A 24,579-nucleotide genomic window follows, 5' to 3' on the forward strand; every position below is an offset into this window, starting at 1 on the left:
GGAATAAGCTTGTTTATCATTTAAATCGCATCGATGAAACTGGCCGCCGATCATTTCACTCGAGGATTCCCGCGATGTCCGCCACCCCGTTAGTCAAGCCGTCGGGCTGGATGCTGCTCTTGCTGGCCACTGCCCAGTTGATCATTGCCCTGGACGCCACCATCGTGTTCGTTGCCCTGCCGGAGATCGGCCAGCACCTGGGCTTTTCCGCGCAGCAACTGCAATGGGTGGTCAGTGCCTACAGCGTGGCCTTCGGCGGTTTCCTGCTGCTGGGCGGCCGGGCGGCAGACCTGTTGGGCAAGCGGCGTTTCTACATCATCGGCCAGGGGCTCTATGCCCTGGCGTCCCTGGCGGGGGGCCTGGGGGGCAGTGCCCTGCTGCTGGTGCTGGCCCGCGCAGTGCAGGGCGTGGGTGGTGCGATGCTGTTCCCCGCAACCCTGGCCCTGATCAATACCTACTACGCCGAAGGTCCGGCGCGTAACCGGGCCTTTGCCGTCTGGAGCGCGGCGTCGGCGGCCGGGCTGGCCCTGGGGGCGCTGCTGGGGGGCGTGCTGACCCAGTACTGGGGTTGGGCGGCGGTGTTCCTGGTCAACGTGCCCCTGGCCGGCGCGTGCGCACTGCTGGCCCGGCGCTGGATTCCCGCCGATCCGCCACGCCAGCATGGCCGCCCGTTCGACCTGCCTGGCGCGCTGGCCGTGACCTTGGGCGGCACGTTGCTGGTGTTCGCCATCGTCCAGGGGCCGGAATGGGGCTGGAGCGCGCCGGCAACCCTGGCCTGCCTGTTGCTGGCACTGGCCTTGCTCGGGCTGTTCCTGCGCATCGAGCAGCGAGGACACGATCCGTTGATGCCGTTGCGCCTGCTGGGTTATCCACAGCTGCGCATGGCGATGCTGATCACGGCGTTGTTCATGAGCAGTTTCGGCGTGCAGTACTACTTTCTCAGCCTGTATTTCCAGCAGGTCTACCAGTTCAGCGTGTTGCAGAGCGGCCTGGCCTTCCTGCCCTCGACGGTGCTCTGCACCTTTGGTATCTGGCTGGGAGAGCGGGCGCTGCGGCGTTTCAGCCTGCGGGCGGTCCTGGTCGGTGGCCTGCTGGCCGGGGCCCTGGGGATCGGCATGATCTGCCTGGCATTGCCCGGCAGCGACGGTTTTGTCGGCCTGCTGCCGGGGATCGTGATCATGAGCATTGGCCAGGGCATGACCTGGAACACCATGTGGATCTCGGCGGGGCAGGGCATTGCGGCATCCGAGCAGGGGGTGGCGGCAGGTGTGGCGTCTACCAGCCAGCAGATTGGCGGTGCCCTGGGCCTGGCCTTGCTGGTGTCCCTGGCCAACACCCTGGACCCTGGGGGCAACCAGGCTCATGGCATCCAGATGGCCACCGCCGCCAGTGCCCTGCTGGCGCTGCTGGGCGGCTTGCTGGCGCTGCGCCTGCCCCGTTCACCGGGCTTTTTGGCGGCCTGTTCCGTGTCCTCGGGCTGAGGCTCGTCAGTGGGCCTGGGGCAGGTGGCGGCGCACCGCCCACAGCACGCCGGCCAGCAACAGCAGCGCGGCGCTGGCTTGCAGCAGGTTGGGCAGGTGCTGCAGGCAGATGAAGCCGTAGAGCAGGGCGAACAGGGTCTCGAACACGATCAACTGGCCGCTCAGGGTCAGCGGCAGGCGCCGGGTCGAGGCATTCCACATGCGATTGCCGAACCACGAACCGAGCACCGCGCTGGCCAGGCTCAGGCCCCAGAACAGCATCCAGCGCTGTTCGCTGGCCTCGACCCGGGTGCCGGGCAGGTCCAGGCCCTGGGCCAGCAGCCAGACCAGGGCGCTCATCAGGCCGGTGGTGATGCCCCACAGGGTCGACCACTGGCCGCTGTCGAAACGGCTGCTCTTGAGGTAGCGCGCGTTGTCCCTGGCGAACCAGGTCCAGCACAGCAGGGCACCGAAGGCACAGAGCAGGCCCAGGGCACGCTGGCCCAGTTCCGGCGAATCGCCCTGGGCGGTGAGCAGGGTGTCGAGGTTGATGCAGCAGATTGCGCCGAACACCAGCAGCAGCGGCCAGCGCAGGTGGCGCAACGGTATCGCGTCGGCATCGCCGCGCCCGGCCAGGGTAATGGTCAGTGGCAGCAGGCCGACGATCAGCGCCGTGCTGGCCACGCCAGCCCACTGGATGGCGCTGGCCAGCAGCATGAAGTAGATCAGGTTGCCGGTCAGGGCCAGTTTCACCAGCAGCAGGGCGTCGCTCCAGGTCAGGCGTTGCAGCAACTCGCGAGCCTGGGGCGCAGCCAGGAACAGGGAGAATGCGCCGTACAGCGTGAAGCGGGCGCAGCTGAGCATCAGCGGGCTGAACTCCGGCAACAGGCTGGGCACTACAATGGCCAGGCCCCAGACCGCACCGGCCAGGACTGCATAAGCAACTCCGCGTTTCATGTACACACTCGCAGGGATTCAGCAAAGTGCGCAGGCTAGTCATTGCTGACCGGATGGACAAAGGATATATAGGCACCTACCTATTCTCCTGGGGAATACCTGATGAGTCGATTCGCCCGGCATTTGCCACCCCTGGAAACCTTGGTGACGTTTGAAGCGGTGGGCCGCAATGCCAGCTTCACCCGGGCCGCCACCGAGCTGTGCCTGACCCAGAGCGCGGTGAGCAAGCAAATCCGCGCCCTGGAACTGTCACTCAAGACCGAGCTGTTCGAGCGCCAGGCTCGCGGGGTGAAACTCACGGCCAGCGGCGCCTCGCTGTTCGCCGAGGTCAGCACTCAGCTCGAAGCCCTGCTGCGCAGCGTCACGCGTTTGCGGGCCGGGCGCGACGCCAACACCATCACCGTGCAATGCACCCATGCGGTGGCGCAGTTCTGGCTGTTTCCGCGCTTGCTGGCGTTCAACAAGCAGCATCCTGAGATCACCGTGAGCATCCATGCCAACAACGACATGGACGAGTCCAGCGTGGCCGAGCACGACTTCGGCATCCTGTATGGCCCGGGGCACTGGTCGTCGCTGATGGCCACCTCACTGTTCGCCGAGATCGTCTATCCCATCGCCAGCCGGCGCCTGGAGTTGCCGGAGGTCAGCGAGCTTGCGCAACTGGCCGACTTGCCACTGATCCAGCTGGATGCCTCGGCCTGGAACTGCATCGACTGGCGGGACTGGTTCCGGCATTTCGGCCTGGACTACAACGCACCGCCGGGCGCCCTGGGCTTCAATCAGCTGACCCTGATGTTCAGTGCCGTGCAGCAGGGGCTTGGGGTGGGCCTGGGGTGGGATTTCATGGCCCGCGAAGGGGTAGCCCAGGGCGAGTTGCGGCGGGTGGGCGACTGGGCCTTGCGCACCGGCCAGGCGGATTTCCTGGTGCACTTGCGCCATCGACGGCTGTCGGCCAGCGGCCAGTTGTTCCATGACTGGCTGGTGGCCGAAGGCGCCGAATGAGCCTCAGGCCCGGGGCACGCTGAAGCGGAACTCGCTGCCCTTGCCCACTTCGCTGTGGGCCTGGATCGTGCCGCCGTGGGCCTGGACGATCCCCTGGGTGATGTACAAGCCCAGGCCGGTACCGTTGGGGTTGCCTTCCTTCATGGTCCAGTAGCGGTCGAAGATGAACGGCAGCTGTTCGGCCGGGATGCCTTCCCCGGAGTCGCGCACGCTGAACACGATCTGCTCGCCGTCGGACATCGCCACTACCCCGACCTTGCCCTGCTTGGGGGTGAACTTGATGGCGTTGCCCACCAGGTTCGACAGCACCTGGAACAGCCGCTCGGGGTCGGCGCTGATCTTCAGGTCCGGTTCGGCGTGGAAGCTGATGTCGATGGCCTTGTCCAACGCCAGGGGCGCCAGCAGCGAATAGGCTTCTTCGAAGATCTGGCTGACATCCAGCGGCTGCGGGGCGATGTGGTAGCGCCCGGCTTCGATTTTCGAGGTGTCGAGCAGGTCCTCCAGCAGGTTGTTCATGCGGCTGGCGGCCTGCTGCATGGTGTCGATGGCCGAGGAAATCCGCCGTGAAGTGTGCGGGCCATCGGAGCTGAAGGCTTTCTGCATCATGCCGCAGAGCATGGATATCACGGTCATGGGGTTGCGCAGGTCGTGGGAGACCACCGCCACCAGCTCATCCCGGGCGCGCACGGCTTGTTGTTCGCGCACGACCTGGCGCGCCAGGTCGTGTTCCACTGCCGAGCGGCGCAGATCGTTGGCGGCGAAGCGGTCGCCATGGCTCCATTTGCTGGAGATGCCGGCCATTTCCACCTTCCAGATCTCGAACGAGGTGCGCGGCCGCAGGCGCAGGCCGGTAGCGGACTTTTCCAGGTCCAGGGGCTTTTGCGGGTTGCCGCTCCAGTTGATGTTTTCCTTCACCTCGGGGCGGAACCACAGCACGCCGTTATCCACAGGCTTGGGCAAACTCATGGCCAGGACGCCGCTGGCCACCTGTTGATAACTCGCGGCCGGCGGGTAGACGCTGGCCAGGTGATGACTGGCGAACACCGGTTGCCCGGACGCTTGCAACCAGTGGTGCAGCGCGCGGATTTCAGCCTCCGGCGGGCAGTTGCCGAAGCAGTGCAGGGCGCGGTCCTCGATGATGGCCACGCCACCGGCCCCGGTCAGTTCCAGCAGTTGTCCGGGAACCTGGGCCAGGCCCTCGAACACGCTGCCGGACGCCGTGGCCATGACCTGGTTGAGGCTGGCCAGGGTGGCGAGTTTTTCCTCGCGCTGGCGGCTGACGTCCAGGGCTTCCATGGCGCTGATCTGCAGCGACAGCACCTGGCCGATGGTCTGGCAGGCAATGCGCAGCTCGTGGGGTACATGCAGGGGCTGGCGATTACCGCAGCTGATCAGGCCCCAGAGTTGATCGTCCTTGAGCAGCGAGATGCTCATGGATGACAGCACGCCCATGTTCTTCATGTACTGGCAGTGGATCGGCGACACGCTGCGCAGGGTGGCGAAGCTCAGGTCCAGGGCCTGGCCGTTGTCCGGGCGCAGGCTCGGCACCAGTGGCACCGGCTGGTAGTCGGCATCGGGGATGATCCGCAGCCAGTTGCTGCGGTACAGCTCGCGGGCCTGCTGGGGAATGTCCGAGGCGGGAAAGAACAGGCCGTTGAACACTTCCATGCTCGGCCGGGTGGCCTCGGCGATCACCTGGCCGTGGCCTTCTTCCTCGAAGCGATAGATCAGCACCCGGTCGTAGCCGGTCATGGCCTGGATCTCGCTGACGCTGATGGCGTACAGCTCTTGCAGCGACTTGGCGGTTTGCAGGCGGCGCAGCAGGCGTCCGAGGTTTTCGGTGCGTTGCTTGAGTTCAGGTGAGCTGTGTTGTTCGAGCTGGCGCTCCAGTTCCAGGATCAGGACGTCCTGGTGCCGATGCAGCAGGACTTCGAACCGCGCGCCATTGAGCTCCAGGTACAGCGGTGGGGCATCGATCAGGCGTTCCAGTTGCAGCAGTTGGCCAATGCGCTGGGCGTGTTCGGCCCCCAGGAGGCTTTCCAGGGGCTGGTCGATGACCCGTTCGGCAGCCAGGCCCAGCAGGGGCTCGACGTTGGCGCTGATCTGGCGAATGTGCAGGTGCGGCTCGGACAGGGTCAGCAGCACGCCGTGGGGCTGGATCGCGCCCGGGGAACGAATGGGTTCATTGGCGCAGTTGGCCAGCAGTTGTTCGAAGGCCTGGGAGTCTTGTGGAGTCATAGCAGCACCTCGCGGCTGTCGAGCCAGTGCTCGAAGCAGGCAAATGTGGATTGCGCAGCGCTGATCACCGGCTGGCGGGCGCTGGCGTGGCTGGGCAGGCGCCCCAGGTACTCGAGAAAATCCTTCCAGCGCCGGCCGGTGGCCGCACCGTAGACATCGAGAAAGGCCCCGCCATTGCCTGCGTCCAGCCCCAGGCGGCGGGTCATTTCACGGCGCAGGATCTGTCCGCCCAGGGTCGCGCCTTCCAGCACGTAGAGCGTCCCCAGGCAGGCGCCGGGGCTGTCCAGGCGTGGCAGTTGCCCGCAGCGTGGCAGGCTGTCGATCTCGGCCTGGCCCAGGCCCAGGGCAAGCAGGTCGCCGTTCAGGGCTGGGGTCTTGCGCCGCAGCTGCAGCTCGTAGCCTGTCGGGACCAGCCCGCCGGCATGCAGGGCTGCCTCCAAGGGCTGGTAGAAACCGTAGTAGGCCTGGACCAGGCGCCGGTACCAGGCGGCGTCCAGATGCTCGGAGAAGAACGGCAGGCGCTGCTCCAGGGCCACATGCAGGGTTGCGGTCGCGGCGCGCAGGTCTTGGAGCAGGGGGGAAATGACGATGTCTTGGTGCGGTTTGGGCATTCAGGAGTCAAGGGTCGCAACAGGTAATGGACGCGCCATGGGCGTCATCGAAAGCCGGGACTAGGCTGTAGTCCCTGCACTAGAGCCATCGCACAGAAAAATGAGAGCGTCACTCTACCTGTGCTTTTTGCACCGACGTACAGTTTTTGACGCGCCACTGGTCGGCAAGAGTAGTTGATCGATGACGTGTTGCTGGTTCTGACTTCGTTGAGGAGGCAGAAATTCCTTTTTCCGTCTCCCAGGTTCAGCGTCGAGGGTCAGATCCAGACGTCGTTCTGGGCGGTGCGTTCGCCACCCTGGTCGCCGGTGTTGAGCACGCCCTTGGGTTCGATCAGCAGCAGCTTGACCTCCTGTTCGGCCCAGGGCCTGTGCTCGACGCCCTTGGGCACCACGAACATCTCGCCGCTGCCGATGGCCACCCGGCCGTCGCGAAAATCGATGTACAGCTGGCCGTCGAGGACGATGAAGGTTTCATCGGTATCGGCGTGGGAGTGCCAGACGAACTCGCCCTGCAACTTGGAGATCTTGAACTGGTAGTCGTTCATCTCGGCGATCACCTTGGGGGTCCAGTGTTCGCTGAACAGGCCGAGTTTCTGTACGAAGTTGATGCTCTGGTAGCTGGCTTGCGCGGTGGATGATGCGGAGCTGTGCATGGTCGGTGCCTTGGAAGTGATGAGTGAGCACCGAGGGTAAACAGCGACGGGCCGGGATTCTTGAACGATCGTGCGCGGCTCAGCGACCGAGCATCTTCAGCCAGCGTGCCGGTGGCAGGCCGTAGGCCTGGCGGAACTGGCGAGTCATGTGGCTCTGGTCGGCAAAGCCGGCGATCAGTGCAGCTTCGCAAAGGGGCTGGCCCTGCACCAGCAGGGCGCGGACCAGGTCCAGGCGGCGCATGCTCAGGTAGCGGTAGGGGCTGGTGCCGAACAGCAGGCGAAAGTCCCGCGACAGGCTCCAGCGATCGCGCTGGCTATGAGTGGCCAGTTCTTCCAGGGTCACCGTCCGATCGAGGGCGCTGTGCAGGTATTCGCGAGCCCGTTCGGCCGCCACATAGTCCATGGGCCGCCGGGGCGTGATGACCCCACAAACATCGTTCAGGGCGTGGGCCAGTTCGAACAGCGCGTCTTCCTGCTCCAGTGGGTCCAGGGGCTGATCGACACCGCGCAGCAGGGCATCGGTGGCGGCGCCCAGCCTGGGGTCGTTGCACAGCCCGCCATGGACGAAGGGCAGTGGCCGGCCGCCGAGAATCTGCTGGATCAGCGCCGGCTCGACATACAGCATGCGGTAGTGAAAGCCGTCGTGGGTGCCGGCCTCGCCATCGTGGGCCTCGTCGGGATGCAGCACCATGGTTGCGCCCGGCAAGCTGTGGCGCCAGCCGCCGCGGTACTGGAAACTCTGCACCCCGCGCAGGGTGCGGCCGATGGCGTAGGTGTCGTGACGGTGCATGTCGTAGCCATGGCCGGCGAAGTACGCCTCGATGCGCTCCAGTCCCTGGACGGGCGGGGCGCGGTGTACCCAGTCGGAGGGGGTGGCAGGTCCGGCCATGGGGCAATCCTGGAGAAGGTAACCGAAGAGCGCACGTTAACCCGGGGCCGTGCCGGCTGTCTCGCCCGATGCATCAGACATTTGCGGTGGTGCTTGCCGCCCCAGGTGGCCGAACTCGATGGGCGTCCTGGTGTAGAACAGCGAGAAGTCTTCCTGCGCCAGGCGCTCGAACAGCCGAGTTGATTCGGTTTCGCTGATGGCCAGGCGGATTTCCAGGGGCTGGTCGGCGAGGTCGAAGAAGTGCACCGGATGCAGGTGCCGGGAGTGACCGAAGCCCTCGAGCGCGCCGGACAGGGTGGCGCCGCTCAAGCCCATGTCGCGTGCCAGGTCGATGATCCAGTCGCCGAGCATCCGACCCTGGTAGCGGCGATTCTGCTGGGTGAAGAAGGTCACCAGGTAGCCGTGCATGATTGCCCTCCGACGACGTGGCAGCCGGTTTCTTGAGCATAGCTTGCGGCCCGGTCGGCGGTTGCCTGGGCGCAGCGAGTGGAGTAGCGTCCCCTGCGCGCCACGGGTGCGGGTGGCCAGTGCCTGGACCCGGCCCGATGCAAACGTTGACAAGGACGCCAAGTCCCCAGCAGGAGACCGAACATGGCCGTGACTTTCCGCCCTGTGGCAGACGCCGACATCCCGCGTATCTGCGGTTTCGTACGGGATGCCCAGGAGCTGTTTTTCTTCTTTCCCGCGGCCACCTGGCCCTTGACCCGTGAACAGTTGCGCGACTCCATCGCCCAGCGTTGCGATTCCACGGTGATCGAACATGATGGGCAGGTGGCCGGTTTTGCCAATTTCTATCGCTGGGAGCAGGGCGGCACCTGCACCATCGGTAACGTGATCGTCGACCCGCAGGTGCGTGGTGTCGGGCTGGGCGCGCAGTTGATCGGGCAGATGATCCACATCGCCCGCAGCCGGCACCAGGCCAGCGATGTGACCCTGTCGTGCTTCAGTAGCAACGTGGCGGGGCTGTTGCTCTATCCGAAGCTGGGGTTCGTGCCCTTTGCCATCGAGGAGCGCAAGGACAAGCAACAGGAGCGGGTGGCGCTGATCCACCTGCGCTACAGCCCAGGCTGAGGCCGGGAATCTTCTTTCAATACGGAAACCATTCATGAGTAAAGTGCGGGTCGGAATTATCTTTGGTGGCCGTTCGGCCGAGCATGAGGTGTCGCTGCAATCGGCGCGCAATGTCGTCGATGCCCTGGATCGCTCGCGTTTCGAACCGGTGCTGATCGGTATCGACAAACAGGGCCACTGGCACCTCAACGACACCTCGAACTTTTTGATCAACCAGGAAAACCCGGCCCTGATCGCCCTCAACCAGTCCAACCGCGAATTGGCCGTGGTGCCGGGCAAGGCCAGCGGGCAACTCGTGGAAACCTCCAGCCAGGAACTGCTGGGGCATGTCGATGTGATCTTCCCCATCGTCCACGGCACCCTGGGCGAAGACGGTTGCCTGCAGGGTCTGCTGCGCATGGCAGACCTGCCCTTCGTCGGTTCCGACGTGCTGGGCTCGGCGGTGTGCATGGACAAGGACATCAGCAAGCGCCTGCTGCGGGATGCCGGGCTGGAGGTGACGCCATTTCTCACCTTGACCCGGGCCACCCGCGAGCGCCATGGCTTTGCCCAGGCCCAGGCGGCGCTTGGCTTGCCGTTGTTCGTCAAACCGGCGAACCAGGGCTCGTCCGTGGGGGTGAGCAAGGTGGAGGACGAGGCCCAGTACCTGGCGGCGGTGGAACTGGCCCTGAGCTACGACCACAAGGTGCTGGTGGAGTCGGCCGTGCGTGGCCGGGAGATCGAATGCGCAGTGCTGGGCAACGACCAGCCGATTGCCAGCGGTTGTGGCGAGATCGTGGTCGGCAACGGCTTCTATTCCTATGACAGCAAGTACATCGACGAGCAGGCCGCCCAGGTGATGGTGCCGGCGGCTATCAGCCTTGACGCCAGCGAGCGGATTCGTGCCCTGGCCATCGAGGCCTTCCAGGTGCTGGGTTGCTCCGGACTGGCCCGCGTCGATGTGTTTCTCACCGACAGTGGCCAGGTGTTGATCAACGAGGTCAACTCCTTGCCGGGGTTCACGCGCATCAGCATGTACCCCAAGCTGTGGCAGGCCGCGGGCATGACCTACAGCGAGCTGGTCAGCCGGCTGATCGAGCTGGCGCAGGAACGGCACGCGCAGCGCCAGGCGTTGAAAGTCAACCGCTGAAGCGGATCACAACCTTGGTCGGGACATTACGGATGAGTGCGGCAACAGCAGCATCGGTCTTTCTTTTTTCCTACGGCACCTTGCAGGACAAGGCGGTGCAACTGGCCAACTTCGGGCGCGAGCTGGAGGGCAGCCCTGACGCCATGCTCGGCTACGAACAGCACTGGGTGGAGATCACCGACCCGCAGGTGTTGGCCAGCAGTGGCAAGACCCACCACCCGATCTTGCGTCCAGGGTCGGCGGACAGTGCACCGATCCCCGGCAGGGTGTTTCGCATCACGGCCGAAGAGCTGGCGGCCGCCGATCGCTACGAGGTGTCGGACTACAAGCGGGTCAGCGTGACCTTGTCTTCCGGCATCCAGGCCTGGGTCTACGTCAGCGCCTGAGTCTTCGCCTCACTCCGGCGGCAGCATCACCCCGATGCACGCCAGGGCCAGCAGCAGCGCCCCGAGCACGATGAACACATAGTTCAGCGGCGTGAAACGGGCGTTGCTGCGGCCTTCGGGATCTCCCGCGGCGGCGTTCAGGCCGCGCTGGCCGAGCCAGGTGATCCAGGCCAGGGCAGGTATCAACAGCAGGTTGGCGATATCCACCAGCGGATAACCGATGTTCTTGCGTGCCAGGCTGTCCAGGATATTGCTGGCCACCGATACGACCACGAACATGGTCGCCAGGCCATCGTGCTCCCATTTGAAGTCCTGGCCATCGCGCTTGAGCCGGGCATCGGCCTCGCGGTACAGCGCATGGGTGAAGAAGATCGCAAAAATCGCCCGGGCCACCGGCCACATCTCACCACCGCTGTCCTGCTTGAACTGCTTCCAATTCTTGTAGGCCCAGTACACCCGGTAGAGACCGAAAGTGAGGATGAACAGGGTGAGGAACTTGCCCCGGGATACCACGTAGAACGGCGGCTGCTTGGCTTGTGGTAGGGGGGCGGCCAGGTCCGCCTGGGGCGGGGCATAGAGGTTTTCAGACACGGGCACTCCTTGGGTTGGGTCTGAAGAGGGGACGCAACGTTAGCTCAGGTTGCCGGCCAAGAACCAGCGTGGTCTGGGTGGCCGATCGGAACCGGGTTCAGGCCCGGGGTGGATCCGCCGGCCGAACGTAGTGAATATCCCATTCACTTTCACCCACCTGAACAAAACCCAGGCGTCGATAAAAACGATTCGAGTCACTGCCGCGCAACGCATCCAGGTGGATGGGTAGTTGCTCGTTGGCGGAGCGTTCCAAAAGCTGCTCCAGGGCCTTGGCACCGATGCCCCGCCCCTGGAATGACGGCATGACATACAGGTGTTGCAGACGCAGATGATCGCCGTGTGATTCGCTCTGGATGAAGCCCGCGGGCTGTCCATCACTGAGGATGAAGTGGCAGCGCTCGGCCGCGAAGCTTGCGACAAAACGCTCCCGGGCGCGCTGCGGATCGAAGCGCCCTATGCGCTCAAGACTTTCGCGCATGGCCGCAATACGCATCTGCACCAGGGTTTCCAGGTCATGGGTGGTGGTCGCAAGCAGAGCAATCTTGAGGCTCATGTCCGGCCGATCCACGAGTATTGGAAGGCCTTGGCTTCACCCCGGTGCACGCGTCGCCGATAGCTGGCCAGGGTCGGGGTCGAGCAGTAGGTGCACAGTTCGCTGATTTCGATCTGTTCATCACTGACTCCGGCGGCGTGCAGCAAGTGCACGGCATAGCGGCTGAGGTCGAACCACAGGGAATCGGCCTGGGTCGGTTGCGGTGGCGGAATCTGCGGCGGCAGCAGCGGGGCCGGTTGCTCACGGCTCCAGGGTGCCTGTGCGGCCGGCCACAGCGGATCCTGAGTGGCGGACAGGGTGTCGATGAAGTCGGCGCTGACTTCATAGCAGCAGGGCTTGATCGACGGGCCGATGGCCACCCGCAATTGCTGTGGGGTGATGCCCTTGCTGGCGAAGTGTTGCAGCACATTGGCGATGATCCCGCCGTGCAGGCCTTTCCAGCCGCCATGGACAGCCGCGACCCAGGAACCGTCGTCGCTGCTGATCAGGATCGGCAGGCAATCGGCGGTGGCCACGGCAATGGGCCGGCTGGAACGGGTCAGTACCGCATCGCCGCGGATGATTCCGCTGGGCAGCGTGGTGCTGGCTTCCACCACCTCGCCGCTGTGGATCTGCGAGCAGAAGAACAGGTTGGCCGGCAGGGCGGCGCCGAGGGTCGAAAACGCATGACGGATGCCGGATATCTGGTTCAACACACCTGCCTGGAAACTCATCGGACCTTCGCTCGGTAACCTGGGAATGGCTGCAGAGCATAGCGGTATCCGAGGCACTTTTGCTGACAGGCAAGACAGGGCGCATCGAGGGTGACCAGCGGTCGCCCCGATGCCAGAGCCTCAGGCGTCGAGCGGGATGTACAGTTCCACCACGCTGTCGGGGTGCATCGGGCCCAGGAAGCGTTCACCGGTGTACTCGAATTCCACCGCATCGACGGGCACCAGGCCAGCGGCGGGCAGCCATTCGCTGTAGGCCGCGCGGAAGGTTTCCGGCAGGGTTTGCACGGTGCCATGGTGCTCGACCCGGGCGTAGTGGCGGGCGGGGATTTCCAGCTCCACCATGCCGGCTACCAGGGGCGCATCGGCGGCCACTGGCAGGCCGGCCACATAACGCCATTGGCCATCATCCAGGGGCTGGCAGATGCCATAGGTGCCCACCGGCTCGGCCAGGCGCCGGATCTCCTGCTCGCGGGGTTCGAAGCCCTGCCACAGCTCGGCGATGGACCCCGGATCGCCGTGCTGCCAGGCCATGCCGATGATCCGCTGTGCGCCCAGCAATACCCGCTCTGGCACCTGGGCTGTGGGCAACTGGCGCGGCGGCTGCGCCAGGTAGCGTTGCAGGTGGCCGAGCACCTTCTGACTGCGGGCGATCTCGCCTTCCAGGTGTTTGGCATGCGCCTGCAGCGCCTGCTCCATGTCCAGGGGGCTGTCCAGGCCACCCTGGCCGGCAAGGACGCGGATGTCCTCCAGGGACATGCCCAACTGGCGCAGCCAGACGATCCGACCCAGGGTCACGATCTGCTGTGGTGTGTAGTAGCGGTAACCATTGTCACGCCCGGTAAGCGCCGGCGCGAACAGGCCGATGCTGTCGTAGTGGCGCAGGGTCTTGGTGGTGAGGCCGTGGCAGCGGGCCATTTGTCCGATGGTGAGCATGGAGCGTCCTTGGTGTTGCTGGGCTTGCCGGCATGGTGAGCCTTTACCCAGGGGCAAGCTCAAGCCCGGCAGGGGGCTCAGGACGACTTGGTGGGCTTGATCAGGCTCTCGGCGGGAATGCCGAACAGCTGGTGCAGTTTCCAGATCATCGGCAGGGTCAGCGCGCGCTTGCCATTGAGCACTTCGTAGACGCGGTTGGTGCGGCCGATGGCGGGCACCAGGTCGGCGGCGGACAAGCCGGACTGCTCCATGCGGAACTTGATCGCCTCGATCGGATTGGGCAGGTCCAGGGGGAACCGCTTGGCTTCGTAGGCTTCGATCAGGGTGATCATCACGTCGAAGTAATCGCCTTCAGGGGTTCCCGGTTGTGGTTCGTTGTCGAACAGCGGCGAGACGCTCTTCAGCGCCGTGCGGTAGTCCTGGTCGGTGTGGATGGGGCGGATGTTCATGTGAGTTACTCCATGTCTACGCTGTCAGCGTCAATCGCGTCGTACTCTTGGTGGGTGCCGACGAACTTGATGTAGAGCGCGCCGAAACGATAGGCCACGGCAACGATCAATCGATACTCGTTGCCCTTGATGTTGAAGACCACCCTGCGGCTTTTAAGAATGCTCGCGTTGCGATATTGGTCCTTGATCTGCGCAGGGGTGGACCACCCTGCATTCCGTGCTTCATCGATCCAGGCCAGCAGAGGCTGTTCCGCATCCGGGTGCTTTGCCCAGAAGGCCTTCAACTGACTGACTGCAATAATTCTCATGGCGTGATCCTAGTCCCGTCCTGGGACATAAACAAGTCACTGAGTGCGTCAGGCGATGTACGGGCAAATCGTTGGATTTACCCGTACAGGCCGCCGACTTGAGTGACGATCAGGTCATGCAGAGAGTGTGGCGTGCACGTCATCCATCAGTGCCTTGCCCATCTCTGCCAGGTAGTGTGCCGCCCAAGCATAGCGGTCACACCGGGGCTCCATCGCCGCCTCCAGGGTGAATTGCTTTGCCAGATGCAACAGCGCCGAGGCGTGTTCCAGGGCGTCGCTGATCAGCACATCGCTATTCACGCGAAACATCGGATGCAGGTGTTCGCCGCACTGGGAAAAGCGGATTTCGCCGAGGGTGGTCAGGGGCGATTGAGTGGTCATCGGGCACCTCCGGTTTTGTGTGAGGGGAGGTGGGGGGAGGACGGATTTCGAGTGGGATGCATGGTGACGACTCCTTTCGTATTGGGAACCACCACCGTCTGCCGCCAAGCAGATTAGGGTGGCGGATTGCACAAGGTTGGCGGACCGGCACGAAAGGAACCGGCACCCCCGAAGGGGTCCCTGCGCAATCCGCCATGACACAGAAATGCGGGCACAAAAAAAGCGCCTGCATTGGTGTTTTGGCGCTTATTGCGCCTTTCGTGGTTCGGGCCGCCAAGCCCGTTCGCTGATACTGCAGCGACGAGCGAAGGATAGCCGGGAGGGGAGGGTGTAGCAACGGCGTTACTGCGACATTCTGTGAGCCGATCCTGTAGCCGCTGCCGCAGGCTGCGAACGACCGGAACGGTCGCAGCGGTCTCACAGACGCCGAAGGCCCTTCGGTCCTTGTCGCAGCCTGCGGCAGCGGCTACACGAAGCTCTGTTCGCGATCCGCGGCTACAGAGGTTGTGCCAGTACCTCGCGAAATACATCGGGCCTGAGCATTGCGATATGCAGCAAGGAACGGGCAGCACCGGAAGGCGTGCGCCTGCCTTGCTCCCATTCCTGAAGGGTCCTTACCGACACGCCAAGCAATTGCGCAAACCTGGGTTGCGACAATCCGGTTTTACCGCGCGCTTGAGCGGCCTTGGTGATCGGAATGCTATGGGTATGGCCATGCCGGCCGGCTTTGACATCGATGACCGCTTCCAGAAGCTCTTGGCCGATATTGCGCTTGGCATCGCGCTCCAATAGTTCTTTTTCAGCGAGGGGCATGATTCATCTCCTTTGCAATTCTGCGCAGAACAGAGGCTGGAATGTTTTCGGTCGCGCCTTTGCCATATATCACCAGAGCAACCAGAGCTCCGCATGCGAGATGAGTGGTATAGATGACCCGCACCGAGCCACTTTTTCCACGTCCATCAACGCTCCATCTGATTTTCCTGCAACCGCCAGAACCCGGGATGACAACGCCGGACGCTGGGTCGTTGGCAAGAAACATCATGAACTCACCATGCTCTTCTTCGGACCAGTAATCGGGCCAGAGTCTGGAAAACAGCGGAGATTCTATGATCGTCAGCATGCGGGAGAATTCTACGTCTTTGACGTACCTTGAGGCAATGTGAGGGGCTGGAAGATGACGCCTGAGAGATTAGGAGCGTGGACTTGCAACGCCAATGACCGGAGTCCTGATATCCAGTCAGCCCATTCGTATTCTTGTTTGTGACCCATGCACCCAATGTCACCTCTTGCATGACCTGAAACTCGGGGCGACCCTGCTGAGGATGGGACACAGCCCACAAAAAAGGGCCAGCCTCACGGCCAGCCCTTGGGTGCATTACTAAGCCCTCAATCTCCCAGCGCTTCGCCTTCGCGCCGTGGGTCGGCGCCGCCGGCCCAGGATGCCTTGCCCTGGGCATCGCGCACGCGAACGATGGCCTGGGTGCCGCTGGTCATGTCGATCTCGTTCACTTCATGGCCCTGGGCTTGCAGCGCCTGTTTCAACGCCGGGCTGAACTGGCCCTGTTCCAGTTCGGTGGGGCCGTTGCGGCTGCCGAAGTTGGGCAGGCCGACGGCGGCTTGCGGGTCGAGGTTCCAATCGAGCATGCCGATCACCGACTTGGCCACGTACTCGATGATCTGCGAGCCGCCGGGGGAGCCGACGCTGGCCAGCAGTTCACCGCTGGCGCGGTCGAAGACCAGGGTCGGGGCCATGGAGGAGCGCGGGCGCTTGCCCGGCTGGACGCGGTTGGCCACCGGTTGGCCGTTTTCCTCGGGGATAAAGGAGAAGTCGGTCATCTGGTTGTTGAGCATGAAGCCCTGGACCATCAGGTGCGAGCCGAAGGCCGCTTCCACCGTGGTGGTCATGGACACGGCGCCGCCCTGGTCATCCACCGCGACCACTTGCGAGGTGGAAATGCGCATCGGCGAACGGTCCGGTGCGTAGGCCACCTGGATGCCCTGGGGCTTGCCCGGTTCGGCCTTGACGATGCTGCGCTCACCAATCAGCGCGGCGCGCTTGGCCAGGTAGTCCGGGGCGATCAGGCCGGCCACCGGCACCGGCACAAAGTCGCTATCGGCCACGTACAGGCCACGGTCGGCATAGGCCAGGCGCTCGGCTTCGGCGATCAGATGCACTGCTTGTGGCGCCGGCTCAAGGCCTGCGGGCAGGTTGGTTTTCTGCGGCTTGAGGTTGGCCAGGGTGTAGCGCGGGTCGCGTTGTTCCAGGGCTTGCAGGGTACCGAGGATCTGCGCCACCGCCACGCCGCCGGAAGAGGGCGGTGGCATGCCGCACACCTGCCAGCGCTTGTAGTCGCTGCACAGCGGCGCGCGTTCCTTGGCGCGGTAGCCTTGCAGGTCATTGAGCGACAGGCTGCCGGGGTTGGCATGGCCCTGGACCTTGGCGACGATTTCCGCCGCTACCGGGCCTTTGTACAGGGCGTCCGGGCCTTCCTGGGCGATGCGCTTGAGCACTGCGGCCAGTTGCGGGTTCTTCAGCAGGGTACCGACGGCCTTGGGGGTGCCATCGGCGTTGAGGAAGTAGGCGGCCATGTCCGGCGAGCGGGGCAAGGCGCTGTCGGAACTGATCATGGTGTGCAGCCGTGGCGAGATGGCGAAACCTTGTTCGGCCAGGCGGATCGCGGGTTCGAACAGTTGTGCCCAGGGCAGGCGTCCGTGTTTCTGGTGGGCCATTTCCAGGGCCCGCAACACGCCCGGGGTGCCGACCGAGCGTCCACCGATCTGCGCCTGGGGGAAGGGCATGGGCTTGCCGTCGGCCTGCAGGAACAGCTTCTCGGTGGCGCCTGCCGGAGCGGTTTCGCGGCCGTCATAGGTGCGCACGGCCTTGCCGTCCCACAGCACGATCATCGCGCCGCCGCCGATTCCCGAGGATTGTGGCTCCACCAGGGTCAGCACGGCCTGCATGGCGATCGCCGCATCGATGGCCGAGCCCCCCTTGCGCAGCATTTCGCGCCCGGCTTCGGCGGCCAGCGGGTTGGCGGCGGCGGCCATGTGCTGGGCGGCGTGCCGGGTCTGCATGTCGGTACGGTAGCCGGAAGCGACTTCCGGAGCGGGCGGCAGGGCGGTGGAGGCCGGTGGGTTGTGGCAGGCGGCAAGGCCCAGGGCGGCGGCGATCAGGCCGACGCTGGCCAGTTGGCGGTAACGGGAGGGCAGGGTCAAGAACACGCGTTGAGCTCCGTTCGCAGGGGAATTGAGGTGTCGTCCGTGGGGGCAATGTACAGCAGTGAAGCGTGTCGTTGGGCTTCGCTGGCCCGGGGATGCCGTTCCGAACCGACCGGCTGCGCGGCTTCAGCCGGCACCGATTGACCTGTATCAGGGTAACCGGCTCCCGTTGGGCACATGGTGGCGCAAACCATAAAGCCTGATGAGAGGACGCCATGTACACGAGTAAGTGGTTGCTTGTTTTCGGATTGCTGTGGGGGAGCCAGGCGTGGGGAGCGACGCCCAGCGAACCGATCCAGCCGGTGCAGCCGGCGAAGATCACGGATGTCGACAAGGTGGAGCTGGGCAAGCAATTGTTCTTCGACCCGCGCCTGTCCAAGTCCGGTTTCATTTCCTGCAACTCCTGTCACAACCTGAGCATGGGCGGCAGCGACAACCTGCCGACTTCCATCGGCCACAACTGGCACCAGGGTCCGATCAACTCGCCCACGGTGCTCAACTCAGGGCTGAGTTTTGCGCAGTATTGGGACGGTCGCGCCGCCACGCTCCAGGAGCAAGCGGGTGGCCCCATCGCCAACCCGGGGGAGATGGGTTTCACCCATGACCTGGCGGTGGACGTGCTGCGCTCCATCCCTCAGTACCGTGCTTCCTTCAAGCAGGTCTATGGCGACGATGGCATCAAGTTCGACGATGTCACCAACGCCATCGCCGCTTTCGAAGACACCCTGGTGACCCCCAACGCACCATTCGACCGCTGGCTCAAGGGCGACCAGGCGGCGATCAGCCCGACTGCACTGAAGGGCTACCAGTTGTTCAAGTCCATCGGCTGCGTGGCCTGCCACAACGGTGAGGCGGTGGGTGGCACCTCGTTCCAGAAGATGGGCATGCTCGAGCCGTACGTGACCAAGAATCCTGCCCAGGGCGTCGCCGGGCTGACCGGCAAGGACGCCGATCGGATGCGCTTCAAGGTGCCGACCTTGCGCAACGTGGCACTGACCTATCCCTACTTCCATGACGGTGCCTGCTGGAAGCTGGAAGAGGCGGTGGACGTGATGGCCCGCCTGCAACTGGGCCGCAAGCTGGGCACTGAGGAGGTCAGCCAGATCGTTGCCTTCCTCGAAACCCTGACGGGCGATCAGCCGGACTTCAAGTTGCCGATGCTGCCGCCATCCTCGGCGCAGACACCACGTCCGCAGCCGTTCAACTGATCATGAAAAACCGCAGCTCGCTGCGGTTTTTTTATCCCGAGGTCCTGGCCCCTGGCGCTGTCAGCCTTGCCTGTCACCGGTCGCGCAATTGAACCGGTCATCGATAGGGGCTTGGTGCGGGGGCGCGAAGTAGCCTGGTGTCAGGCGGTTGTCGGTGCGTTGCCAGCGTTGTGGATAAGACAGCATCGAGTAGGGTGAATTGTCCTTGAGCGTCTCGTAGTTCAAGGACAGGTCGATCTGCGCGGCGCCTTGCAGGAAGGGGCCTTCGATCGAAAGGAGGGAACCGGTCAGCCAGGTTCGCTCCGGGCTTTCCAGGTACATGGGAGCGGCGATGCGCAGCCAGGTGCGCCCGGCATCCTGGGAAAAGTACAGGCGCGGCAAACCCCCTCCGCCTTTACTGAAACCCGGTCCCCGGGCAATCGGAATCACCAGGTAGTTGGAGTTGGCGGCATCGATCATCAATGGCGTACCACTGCCACGCACGGTGATGCCATTGAACGAGCCAAAGGGCGCAACCGGGGTATGGATGCCGAGCCGGGTGTCGGTGTAGTGCACCATGTCCCCACTGCTGGCGATGAGCGGTGAGGTGCCGTTGCAGAGCCTGAAGGTGGTTCGGTCGACCTCGAAGAAACGCGATGCGTCGATGCGGTAGATGACTCGGCCGGGCAGGTATCGAATCGGCTCGGGCGCGCTGCAGGCCCCAAGTACCCCGCACGAGATCAGCAACAGCAACGTCATCCTTGCCCACATGAAAAACCGACTCCTTGTTCCTGCCTGAATGCAGGGGCGGGCGTTTATGACATTCCTGGGAGAGCGGCGCAACACTGGCTATTACGGGCCAGCGCTGCGCCGATGCGGCGGTACTCTGTCAGGGCTTCATCTGCCAGGCATTCGCTCCGGCGGCCGCCTTGAACTTGGCGCGGTTCTCCGGGGTGGCCGGCGGTTCGGAATCACCGAAGATCGCCTTCAGCCAATGGCCGTCGGTGGGGTTGGGGAAGAGGATGAACTTGCGGCCGAACTGCTCCTTGTCTTCGCTCATCAGGTTGCTGCGCTGCTTGACGTCTGCCACGTAGTACTTGCGTTTGAAGTCGTTGAGGTTGTCGCCCAGCATCACCACCACGTTGTGACCCTTGGCGATTTCCTGTTGGCGTGGCTCCTTGTTGGAGCTGTCGCGATATACCGTCAGGTGCTGCTCGTCGGCGAACGGCAGCTGGTTGTGGCGCAGGTTGGCCAGGGCGTATTCGTAGGTCTTTTCGCCCTGGTCGCGACTGGTGACGTAGAACACCTCCACGCCCTTGGACTGGGCGTACTTGAGGAACTCCACCGCGCCCGGGGTGGCGACCGGGCCGTTGTCGGCCACCCACTGATCCCAGGCCGCGTCGTCGAAGAATTCCTTGTCCGAATTGATCAGGTAGCCCCAGTAGCTGTTGCTGCTGAGCACGGTGTCGTCGATGTCGCTGATGATTGCCAGCGGGCGGTCGCCGTCCTTGCGTTCCTGCAGGGCGCGGTCCAATTGCATCCTGGCCACATTGAAGCCCTGGTAGTACAGGGCCTGGAACTCGGCGGCGGTCTGGCGCCAGGCCACGGCGGCGGTCAACAGGTTGGAAGGCGGGGTGCTGGCCTGGTCGGCGAAGGCCGGGGCACAGGTCAGGGTCAGAAGCGAGAAGAGCCAGGGGGAGAGGGAAGTCCCGGTGGTTTTTATTGTCATGGTCGAGCCCTAGAAGTGAGGATTGCGCAGCTCTCACGAACACTGCCCGGGTGTTCTATCTCACACCAGGCGGGGGCTCAATGCAGGTGTCGCGATTCTGGATCAATGAGGCGTAATCCCGAGTACTTTTGCGCGGGCATAAAAAAACGGCTTACCTTGCGGTAAGCCGTTTTTAGTACTTGGTGGCTACACAGGGACTTGAACCCCGGACCCCAGCATTATGAATGCTATGCTCTAACCAACTGAGCTATGTAGCCAAGTGGCGCGCATTATTCGCTTGGAACGGCAATGCGTCAAGCGTTTTTTTCAAAAAAATATCTACGCTATCAACCGCTTATCCAAACCCCTCGTGCCGGCAAGGTTGCCGGGCTCCCGTTCTGGCCCCGGAGACCGTGATATGTCATGGGCGAATCGGGTCGTTAGCAAGCTAAGGGGATGGCGCCAGTGCCCGCAAAAGTGGCACATTGACGCACCTGCCCCTGTGCATCCACCCGTTGTACGGAAAAACTCCTATGGCTATCAGCAATGCCCAGCCTGTCGCAACGACGGCTTCTCCTGCTTCCCAAGGCAGCCCGCTGGTCCTGCGCATCATCGGCGCGGTGGCCCTGGCACACCTGATCAACGACCTGATCCAGGCGGTGATGCCGGCGATCTACCCGATGCTCAAGACCAACTACGGCCTGACCTTCACCCAGGTGGGGCTGATCACCCTGACCTTCCAGCTCACGGCATCGCTGTTGCAACCCTGGGTGGGCTACTACACCGACCGTCGGCCCCAGCCGTTCCTGCTGCCAGCGGGCATGATCTGCACCCTGGTGGGCATTTTGATGATGTCCCAGGTGGGCAGTTTCGCCATGATCCTCCTGGCTTCCGGGTTGATCGGCATCGGCTCCTCGACCTTTCACCCGGAAGCTTCACGCGTGGCGCGCCTGGCCTCCGGGGGGCGCTACGGGCTGGCGCAGTCGAGCTTTCAGGTTGGCGGCAATGCCGGCACCGCGTTCGGCCCGCTGCTGGCGGCGGCGATCATCATTCCCTATGGCCAGGGCAACGTGGCCTGGTTCGGCCTGTTCGCGCTGTTCGCCCTGGTGGTGCTCTACGCGATCAGTCGCTGGTACGCCAACCACTTGCGCCTTTACAAGATCAAGCAGGGCCAGGCGGCCACCCACGGGCTGTCGAAGCAGCGGGTGATCAGTGCCCTGGTGGTCCTGGGGCTGCTGGTGTTTTCCAAGTACTTCTACATGGCCAGCTTCACCAGCTATTTCACCTTCTACCTGATCGAGAAGTTCGACCTGTCGGTGGCCAGCTCGCAGCTGCATCTGTTCCTGTTCCTGGGGGCGGTGGCGGCGGGGACCTTCTTCGGCGGGCCCATTGGCGACAGGATCGGGCGCAAGGCAGTGATCTGGTTCTCGATCCTCGGCGTGGCGCCGTTCACCCTGTTGCTGCCCCATGTGGACCTGTTCTGGACCAGCGTGCTGAGCGTGGTGATCGGTTTCATCCTGGCTTCGGCGTTCTCGGCCATCGTGGTCTACGCCCAGGAACTGGTGCCGGGCAACGTGGGCATGATCGCCGGGATATTCTTCGGCCTGATGTTCGGTTTTGGCGGCATCGGTGCGGCGCTGCTGGGGCACCTGGCGGATCTCCATGGCATCGAGCATGTGTATTTCCTGTGCTCGTTCCTGCCGCTGTTCGGCGTGTTGGCGATCTTCCTGCCCAGGACCCGCAAGGCCTGAGGCCAAGCGCTGTCGAACACGCCCGGGCCATGCCCGGGCGTTTCGTTTGTGGGCCAGTCAGCGGTCCTGGAGCGCGCGCGCGGCATCTTGCCTGAAGGTGTTGGGCGACTGGCCAGCCAGGCGCTTGAAGAATCGCGAGAAGTAGGTCGGATCGCTGAAGCCCAGGTGGTCCGAGAGCTGGCTGATGCCGATATTGGTGTACACCAGGTTGCGCCTGGCCTCCAGCATCAGGCGCTGATGGATGATCTGCAGGGCGGTCTGTCCGGCCAGTTCACGGCACAGGGTATTGAGGTACACGCTGGACAGGCCGATGCGGTGGGCCAGGGATTCCACTGTGGGGTGTTCCCGGTAGTGCTGCTCCACCAGCCTGATGAAATGCCCCAGCAACTGTTGGTGGCGCTCGTTGCGGTTGCCGGGCATGGCGTTCTGCTGACCGCGGCGGGCGATCCAGATCATCAGCACGTTGACCAGTGACTGCAGCAGCAGATCCCGGGCCGAGGCGCTGCCTTCGTACTCATGCAGCAGCGTCTTGAACAGGGTGTCGAGACTGCGCCGGTCGGGACCCACCGAGTAGCAGCCAGAAGACGCCAGCACTGCCAGGGGAACCCCCAACTGCGTTTCCAGCTGGACGACCAGAGGGGCCGCCAGGGTCAGCACGTAGCCCTGGATATCGGCGCTGAACTGGAAGCCATGGACCATCAGCGGCGGTATGACCTGGACCGCCGCCTCCTGCACTTCCCGGCGCTGGCCTTCGACCTCTACCAGGGCCTGGCCGCGTTGCACGTACAGCAACTGGTAGAGGTCGGCATGGCGGTGCGCCTTGATCTCCCAATGATGCAGGCTGCTGCGCTTGGGGATGGATTCGCAGTGCAGCAGGTCGGGGGTCGGCCAGGCCTGGCTCTCGCCGTAGAGCTTGAACACCGGGATGCTGGAGAGGCTGGCTTTCATGGGCTCTGGACCTTTGGCGAGGAGAGGGAACGGGCTGCTCGATAATCGAACGCTGTTTGTAAAAGTGCATTTTTGTACCGGTTTATCATCATTTTTTGCGATTTTTGTCAGCAAAAATGCAGGGGTAGAACAATAACCATAAATTCCGATCGACGCCTGTGGCCCGCATCGGAACACCCTGTGAGACGACGACAATGAAGACTCAGGTTGCGATTATCGGTGCCGGCCCATCCGGACTGCTGTTGGGCCAATTGCTGCACCAGGCTGGTATCGACACGGTGATTCTCGAGCGCCAGGCCCCGGACTACGTCCTGGGTCGCATCCGGGCCGGGGTGCTGGAGCAAGGCACGGTGGAGTTGCTGCGCGAGGCGGGTGTGGCCCGGCGCATGGACGCCGAGGGCCTGGTCCATGAAGGGGTGGAGCTGCTGCTGGGCGGGCGGCGGGTACGTATCGATCTCAAGGCCCTCACTGGTGGCAAGACCGTGATGGTCTACGGCCAGACCGAAGTCACCCGCGACCTGATGCAGGCCCGCGCAGCCTGCGGCGCGCCGACCTTCTATTCGGTCAATGATGTGCAACTCCATGACCTGCAGGGTGCATCCCCCTACGTCACCTATGAACAGGACGGCCGGCAGCAGCGCATCGACTGCGACTACATTGCCGGTTGCGACGGCTTTCATGGCGTGGCGCGCCAGAGCATTCCCCAGGACGTGCTCAGGCACTATGAACGCGAATACCCCTTCGGCTGGCTGGGCCTGCTGGCCGATACCCCGCCGGTGAGTCATGAGCTGATCTATGCCCAGCACGACCACGGTTTTGTCCTGTGCAGCCAGCGCTCGCTGACTCGCAGTCGCTACTACCTGCAAGTGCCGCTGCAAGACCAGGTCGAGGACTGGTCCGACCAGCGTTTCTGGCAGGAGCTCAAGATGCGCCTGCCGCAGGAGCTGGCGCAGCGACTGGTGACCGGGCCCTCGCTGGAAAAGAGCATCGCACCCCTGCGCAGCTATGTGGTGGAGCCCATGCAGCACGGCAAGCTGTTCCTGGTGGGGGACGCGGCTCACATCGTCCCGCCCACCGGGGCCAAGGGCCTGAATCTGGCGGCGTCCGATGTGCACTACCTGTATCGCATCCTGGTCAAGGTCTATCGGGAAGGGCGCCTCGATCTGCTGCCAAGGTATTCCGAACTGGCACTGCGCCGGGTCTGGAAAGGCGAGCGGTTCAGCTGGTTCATGACCAACCTGCTGCATGATTTCGGCGAGCATCAGGATGCCTGGGCACACAAGATGCAGCAGGCCGACCGCGAGTATTTCCTCAACTCCCACGCGGGTCTGGTGAGCATTGCCGAGAACTATGTGGGCCTGCCTTATGAGGAAGTGGGCTGAATCATCGACGCTGCAGCCATCACGTTTTGCTTGCAGGGATGGCCGCTTGGACGACGATGT

Annotated in this window: 27 protein-coding genes and 1 tRNA gene; 8 read left to right on the forward strand and 20 right to left on the reverse strand. The window is 63.8% G+C overall.

What is annotated here, in order from left to right; translation table 11 throughout:
* The first annotated feature begins 74 nt into the window (after positions 1 to 74).
* Positions 75 to 1,481 (forward strand): MFS transporter, encoded by a 1,407-nt coding sequence (locus LGQ10_RS24270; protein WP_226523431.1) that lies wholly within the window; start codon positions 75 to 77, stop codon positions 1,479 to 1,481.
* 6 nt (positions 1,482 to 1,487) lie between these two features.
* On the opposite strand, the gene LGQ10_RS24275 is transcribed toward LGQ10_RS24270, so the two are convergent.
* Positions 1,488 to 2,417, reverse strand: coding sequence for a DMT family transporter (locus LGQ10_RS24275; protein WP_226523432.1), 930 nt, complete (start codon positions 2,415 to 2,417; stop codon positions 1,488 to 1,490).
* Positions 2,418 to 2,519: 102 nt separating this feature from the next.
* Between LGQ10_RS24275 and LGQ10_RS24280 the strand changes: the two genes are divergently transcribed.
* Entirely contained in the window at positions 2,520 to 3,419 is a 900-nt protein-coding gene (locus LGQ10_RS24280) for a LysR substrate-binding domain-containing protein (RefSeq protein ID WP_058435645.1), read from the forward strand.
* 3 nt (positions 3,420 to 3,422) lie between these two features.
* On the opposite strand, the gene LGQ10_RS24285 is transcribed toward LGQ10_RS24280, so the two are convergent.
* The 5 genes from LGQ10_RS24285 to LGQ10_RS24305 all read right to left on the reverse strand — a co-directional run bounded on the left by LGQ10_RS24285 (position 3,423) and on the right by LGQ10_RS24305 (position 8,218).
* A complete protein-coding gene (locus LGQ10_RS24285) occupies positions 3,423 to 5,657 on the reverse strand; it encodes an ATP-binding protein (RefSeq protein WP_226523433.1) in 2,235 nt (744 codons plus the stop codon).
* The gene (locus LGQ10_RS24290; protein WP_226523434.1) at positions 5,654 to 6,268 is read right to left on the reverse strand and encodes a biliverdin-producing heme oxygenase; all 615 of its coding nucleotides are present in this window, start codon (positions 6,266 to 6,268) and stop codon (positions 5,654 to 5,656) included. The genes LGQ10_RS24285 and LGQ10_RS24290 overlap by 4 nt, the downstream gene beginning before the upstream one ends.
* A 257-nt stretch (positions 6,269 to 6,525) precedes the next feature.
* Positions 6,526 to 6,921: a cupin domain-containing protein gene (locus tag LGQ10_RS24295; RefSeq protein ID WP_058433786.1), complete on the reverse strand. Its 396-nt coding sequence runs from the start codon at positions 6,919 to 6,921 to the stop codon at positions 6,526 to 6,528.
* A 79-nt stretch (positions 6,922 to 7,000) separates the two neighbouring features.
* A complete protein-coding gene (locus LGQ10_RS24300; RefSeq protein WP_226523435.1) occupies positions 7,001 to 7,810 on the reverse strand; it encodes an AraC family transcriptional regulator in 810 nt (269 codons plus the stop codon).
* A 36-nt stretch (positions 7,811 to 7,846) separates the two neighbouring features.
* A complete protein-coding gene (locus LGQ10_RS24305) occupies positions 7,847 to 8,218 on the reverse strand; it encodes a DUF190 domain-containing protein (RefSeq protein ID WP_058435209.1) in 372 nt (123 codons plus the stop codon).
* Positions 8,219 to 8,401: 183 nt separating this feature from the next.
* Here LGQ10_RS24305 and LGQ10_RS24310 point away from each other — a divergent pair, with 183 nt between their 5' ends.
* The 3 genes from LGQ10_RS24310 to LGQ10_RS24320 are packed head-to-tail and all read left to right on the forward strand — an operon-like array spanning position 8,402 to position 10,396.
* Complete coding sequence (locus LGQ10_RS24310) at positions 8,402 to 8,881, forward strand: GNAT family N-acetyltransferase (protein WP_058435208.1); 480 nt, start codon at positions 8,402 to 8,404, stop codon at positions 8,879 to 8,881.
* A gap of 34 nt (positions 8,882 to 8,915) precedes the next feature.
* On the forward strand, positions 8,916 to 10,010 hold the full coding sequence (gene ddlA / locus LGQ10_RS24315) for a D-alanine--D-alanine ligase (protein WP_226523436.1): 1,095 nt from the start codon (positions 8,916 to 8,918) through the stop codon (positions 10,008 to 10,010).
* Between the two features lie 32 nt (positions 10,011 to 10,042).
* Positions 10,043 to 10,396, forward strand: a complete 354-nt coding sequence (locus LGQ10_RS24320; RefSeq protein ID WP_226523437.1) for a gamma-glutamylcyclotransferase family protein — start codon at positions 10,043 to 10,045, stop codon at positions 10,394 to 10,396.
* Between the two features lie 9 nt (positions 10,397 to 10,405).
* Here the strand turns inward: LGQ10_RS24320 and LGQ10_RS24325 are convergent, their stop codons facing one another.
* The 10 genes from LGQ10_RS24325 to ggt form a co-directional block, all read right to left on the reverse strand.
* On the reverse strand, positions 10,406 to 10,987 hold the full coding sequence (locus LGQ10_RS24325) for a hypothetical protein (protein ID WP_058435205.1): 582 nt from the start codon (positions 10,985 to 10,987) through the stop codon (positions 10,406 to 10,408).
* Between the two features lie 97 nt (positions 10,988 to 11,084).
* A complete protein-coding gene (locus LGQ10_RS24330) occupies positions 11,085 to 11,540 on the reverse strand; it encodes a GNAT family N-acetyltransferase (protein WP_226523438.1) in 456 nt (151 codons plus the stop codon).
* Positions 11,537 to 12,253: a polyphenol oxidase family protein gene (locus LGQ10_RS24335; protein WP_058435203.1), complete on the reverse strand. Its 717-nt coding sequence runs from the start codon at positions 12,251 to 12,253 to the stop codon at positions 11,537 to 11,539. The genes LGQ10_RS24330 and LGQ10_RS24335 overlap by 4 nt, the downstream gene beginning before the upstream one ends.
* Positions 12,254 to 12,373: 120 nt before the next feature.
* Positions 12,374 to 13,186, reverse strand: coding sequence for a MerR family transcriptional regulator (locus LGQ10_RS24340; RefSeq protein ID WP_226523439.1), 813 nt, complete (start codon positions 13,184 to 13,186; stop codon positions 12,374 to 12,376).
* A 77-nt stretch (positions 13,187 to 13,263) separates the two neighbouring features.
* Positions 13,264 to 13,635, reverse strand: a complete 372-nt coding sequence (locus LGQ10_RS24345) for a helix-turn-helix domain-containing protein (RefSeq protein WP_226523440.1) — start codon at positions 13,633 to 13,635, stop codon at positions 13,264 to 13,266.
* A gap of 5 nt (positions 13,636 to 13,640) precedes the next feature.
* Entirely contained in the window at positions 13,641 to 13,943 is a 303-nt protein-coding gene (locus tag LGQ10_RS24350; RefSeq protein WP_226523441.1) for a type II toxin-antitoxin system HigB family toxin, read from the reverse strand.
* 114 nt (positions 13,944 to 14,057) lie between these two features.
* Complete coding sequence (locus LGQ10_RS24355) at positions 14,058 to 14,324, reverse strand: DUF3077 domain-containing protein (protein WP_226523442.1); 267 nt, start codon at positions 14,322 to 14,324, stop codon at positions 14,058 to 14,060.
* 495 nt (positions 14,325 to 14,819) lie between these two features.
* Positions 14,820 to 15,137, reverse strand: a complete 318-nt coding sequence (locus LGQ10_RS24360; protein WP_226523443.1) for a helix-turn-helix domain-containing protein — start codon at positions 15,135 to 15,137, stop codon at positions 14,820 to 14,822.
* The gene (locus LGQ10_RS24365) at positions 15,124 to 15,444 is read right to left on the reverse strand and encodes a transcriptional regulator (RefSeq protein ID WP_226523444.1); all 321 of its coding nucleotides are present in this window, start codon (positions 15,442 to 15,444) and stop codon (positions 15,124 to 15,126) included. Before LGQ10_RS24365 ends, LGQ10_RS24360 begins: the two co-directional genes overlap by 14 nt.
* Positions 15,445 to 15,710: 266 nt before the next feature.
* A complete protein-coding gene (gene ggt, locus LGQ10_RS24370) occupies positions 15,711 to 17,546 on the reverse strand; it encodes a gamma-glutamyltransferase (RefSeq protein WP_226523445.1) in 1,836 nt (611 codons plus the stop codon).
* Positions 17,547 to 17,758: 212 nt separating this feature from the next.
* Between ggt and LGQ10_RS24375 the strand changes: the two genes are divergently transcribed.
* Entirely contained in the window at positions 17,759 to 18,751 is a 993-nt protein-coding gene (locus LGQ10_RS24375) for a cytochrome-c peroxidase (protein WP_226523446.1), read from the forward strand.
* Positions 18,752 to 18,811: 60 nt separating this feature from the next.
* On the opposite strand, the gene LGQ10_RS24380 is transcribed toward LGQ10_RS24375, so the two are convergent.
* The 3 genes from LGQ10_RS24380 to LGQ10_RS24390 all read right to left on the reverse strand — a co-directional run bounded on the left by LGQ10_RS24380 (position 18,812) and on the right by LGQ10_RS24390 (position 20,716).
* A complete protein-coding gene (locus tag LGQ10_RS24380; protein WP_226523447.1) occupies positions 18,812 to 19,501 on the reverse strand; it encodes a hypothetical protein in 690 nt (229 codons plus the stop codon).
* Between the two features lie 118 nt (positions 19,502 to 19,619).
* Complete coding sequence (locus LGQ10_RS24385; protein WP_226523448.1) at positions 19,620 to 20,459, reverse strand: 5'-nucleotidase, lipoprotein e(P4) family; 840 nt, start codon at positions 20,457 to 20,459, stop codon at positions 19,620 to 19,622.
* A 180-nt stretch (positions 20,460 to 20,639) separates the two neighbouring features.
* Positions 20,640 to 20,716 (reverse strand) — tRNA-Met (locus LGQ10_RS24390).
* Positions 20,717 to 20,971: 255 nt separating this feature from the next.
* Here LGQ10_RS24390 and LGQ10_RS24395 point away from each other — a divergent pair.
* Complete coding sequence (locus LGQ10_RS24395; RefSeq protein ID WP_226523449.1) at positions 20,972 to 22,189, forward strand: MFS transporter; 1,218 nt, start codon at positions 20,972 to 20,974, stop codon at positions 22,187 to 22,189.
* 57 nt (positions 22,190 to 22,246) lie between these two features.
* On the opposite strand, the gene LGQ10_RS24400 is transcribed toward LGQ10_RS24395, so the two are convergent.
* Positions 22,247 to 23,137, reverse strand: a complete 891-nt coding sequence (locus LGQ10_RS24400) for a helix-turn-helix domain-containing protein (protein WP_226523450.1) — start codon at positions 23,135 to 23,137, stop codon at positions 22,247 to 22,249.
* A 194-nt stretch (positions 23,138 to 23,331) separates the two neighbouring features.
* Between LGQ10_RS24400 and pobA the strand changes: the two genes are divergently transcribed.
* Positions 23,332 to 24,519: a 4-hydroxybenzoate 3-monooxygenase gene (gene pobA / locus LGQ10_RS24405; RefSeq protein WP_226523451.1), complete on the forward strand. Its 1,188-nt coding sequence runs from the start codon at positions 23,332 to 23,334 to the stop codon at positions 24,517 to 24,519.
* The last annotated feature ends 60 nt before the right edge of the window (positions 24,520 to 24,579 follow it).

Source organism: Pseudomonas sp. L5B5, from assembly GCF_020520285.1.
Classification (GTDB): domain Bacteria; phylum Pseudomonadota; class Gammaproteobacteria; order Pseudomonadales; family Pseudomonadaceae; genus Aquipseudomonas.

Bases quoted from the DNA above. Each gene is read 5' to 3' on its own strand.
- LGQ10_RS24290 (WP_226523434.1), bottom strand. From the start codon at position 6,268: ATGCCCAAACCGCACCAAGACATCGTCATTTCCCCCCTGCTCCAAGAC.
- LGQ10_RS24400 (WP_226523450.1), bottom strand. From the start codon at position 23,137: ATGAAAGCCAGCCTCTCCAGCATCCCGGTGTTCAAGCTCTACGGCGAG.
- LGQ10_RS24320 (WP_226523437.1), top strand. From the start codon at position 10,043: ATGAGTGCGGCAACAGCAGCATCGGTCTTTCTTTTTTCCTACGGCACC.
- pobA (WP_226523451.1), top strand. From the start codon at position 23,332: ATGAAGACTCAGGTTGCGATTATCGGTGCCGGCCCATCCGGACTGCTG.
- LGQ10_RS24335 (WP_058435203.1), bottom strand. From the start codon at position 12,253: ATGAGTTTCCAGGCAGGTGTGTTGAACCAGATATCCGGCATCCGTCAT.
- LGQ10_RS24310 (WP_058435208.1), top strand. From the start codon at position 8,402: ATGGCCGTGACTTTCCGCCCTGTGGCAGACGCCGACATCCCGCGTATC.
- LGQ10_RS24380 (WP_226523447.1), bottom strand. From the start codon at position 19,501: ATGTGGGCAAGGATGACGTTGCTGTTGCTGATCTCGTGCGGGGTACTT.
- LGQ10_RS24395 (WP_226523449.1), top strand. From the start codon at position 20,972: ATGGCTATCAGCAATGCCCAGCCTGTCGCAACGACGGCTTCTCCTGCT.
- LGQ10_RS24280 (WP_058435645.1), top strand. From the start codon at position 2,520: ATGAGTCGATTCGCCCGGCATTTGCCACCCCTGGAAACCTTGGTGACG.
- LGQ10_RS24355 (WP_226523442.1), bottom strand. From the start codon at position 14,324: ATGACCACTCAATCGCCCCTGACCACCCTCGGCGAAATCCGCTTTTCC.
- LGQ10_RS24305 (WP_058435209.1), bottom strand. From the start codon at position 8,218: ATGCACGGCTACCTGGTGACCTTCTTCACCCAGCAGAATCGCCGCTAC.
- LGQ10_RS24300 (WP_226523435.1), bottom strand. From the start codon at position 7,810: ATGGCCGGACCTGCCACCCCCTCCGACTGGGTACACCGCGCCCCGCCC.
- LGQ10_RS24285 (WP_226523433.1), bottom strand. From the start codon at position 5,657: ATGACTCCACAAGACTCCCAGGCCTTCGAACAACTGCTGGCCAACTGC.
- LGQ10_RS24295 (WP_058433786.1), bottom strand. From the start codon at position 6,921: ATGCACAGCTCCGCATCATCCACCGCGCAAGCCAGCTACCAGAGCATC.
- LGQ10_RS24270 (WP_226523431.1), top strand. From the start codon at position 75: ATGTCCGCCACCCCGTTAGTCAAGCCGTCGGGCTGGATGCTGCTCTTG.
- LGQ10_RS24365 (WP_226523444.1), bottom strand. From the start codon at position 15,444: ATGCTGACGATCATAGAATCTCCGCTGTTTTCCAGACTCTGGCCCGAT.
- LGQ10_RS24350 (WP_226523441.1), bottom strand. From the start codon at position 13,943: ATGAGAATTATTGCAGTCAGTCAGTTGAAGGCCTTCTGGGCAAAGCAC.
- LGQ10_RS24345 (WP_226523440.1), bottom strand. From the start codon at position 13,635: ATGAACATCCGCCCCATCCACACCGACCAGGACTACCGCACGGCGCTG.
- LGQ10_RS24275 (WP_226523432.1), bottom strand. From the start codon at position 2,417: ATGAAACGCGGAGTTGCTTATGCAGTCCTGGCCGGTGCGGTCTGGGGC.
- LGQ10_RS24330 (WP_226523438.1), bottom strand. From the start codon at position 11,540: ATGAGCCTCAAGATTGCTCTGCTTGCGACCACCACCCATGACCTGGAA.
- LGQ10_RS24385 (WP_226523448.1), bottom strand. From the start codon at position 20,459: ATGACAATAAAAACCACCGGGACTTCCCTCTCCCCCTGGCTCTTCTCG.
- LGQ10_RS24340 (WP_226523439.1), bottom strand. From the start codon at position 13,186: ATGCTCACCATCGGACAAATGGCCCGCTGCCACGGCCTCACCACCAAG.
- LGQ10_RS24375 (WP_226523446.1), top strand. From the start codon at position 17,759: ATGTACACGAGTAAGTGGTTGCTTGTTTTCGGATTGCTGTGGGGGAGC.
- ddlA (WP_226523436.1), top strand. From the start codon at position 8,916: ATGAGTAAAGTGCGGGTCGGAATTATCTTTGGTGGCCGTTCGGCCGAG.
- LGQ10_RS24360 (WP_226523443.1), bottom strand. From the start codon at position 15,137: ATGCCCCTCGCTGAAAAAGAACTATTGGAGCGCGATGCCAAGCGCAAT.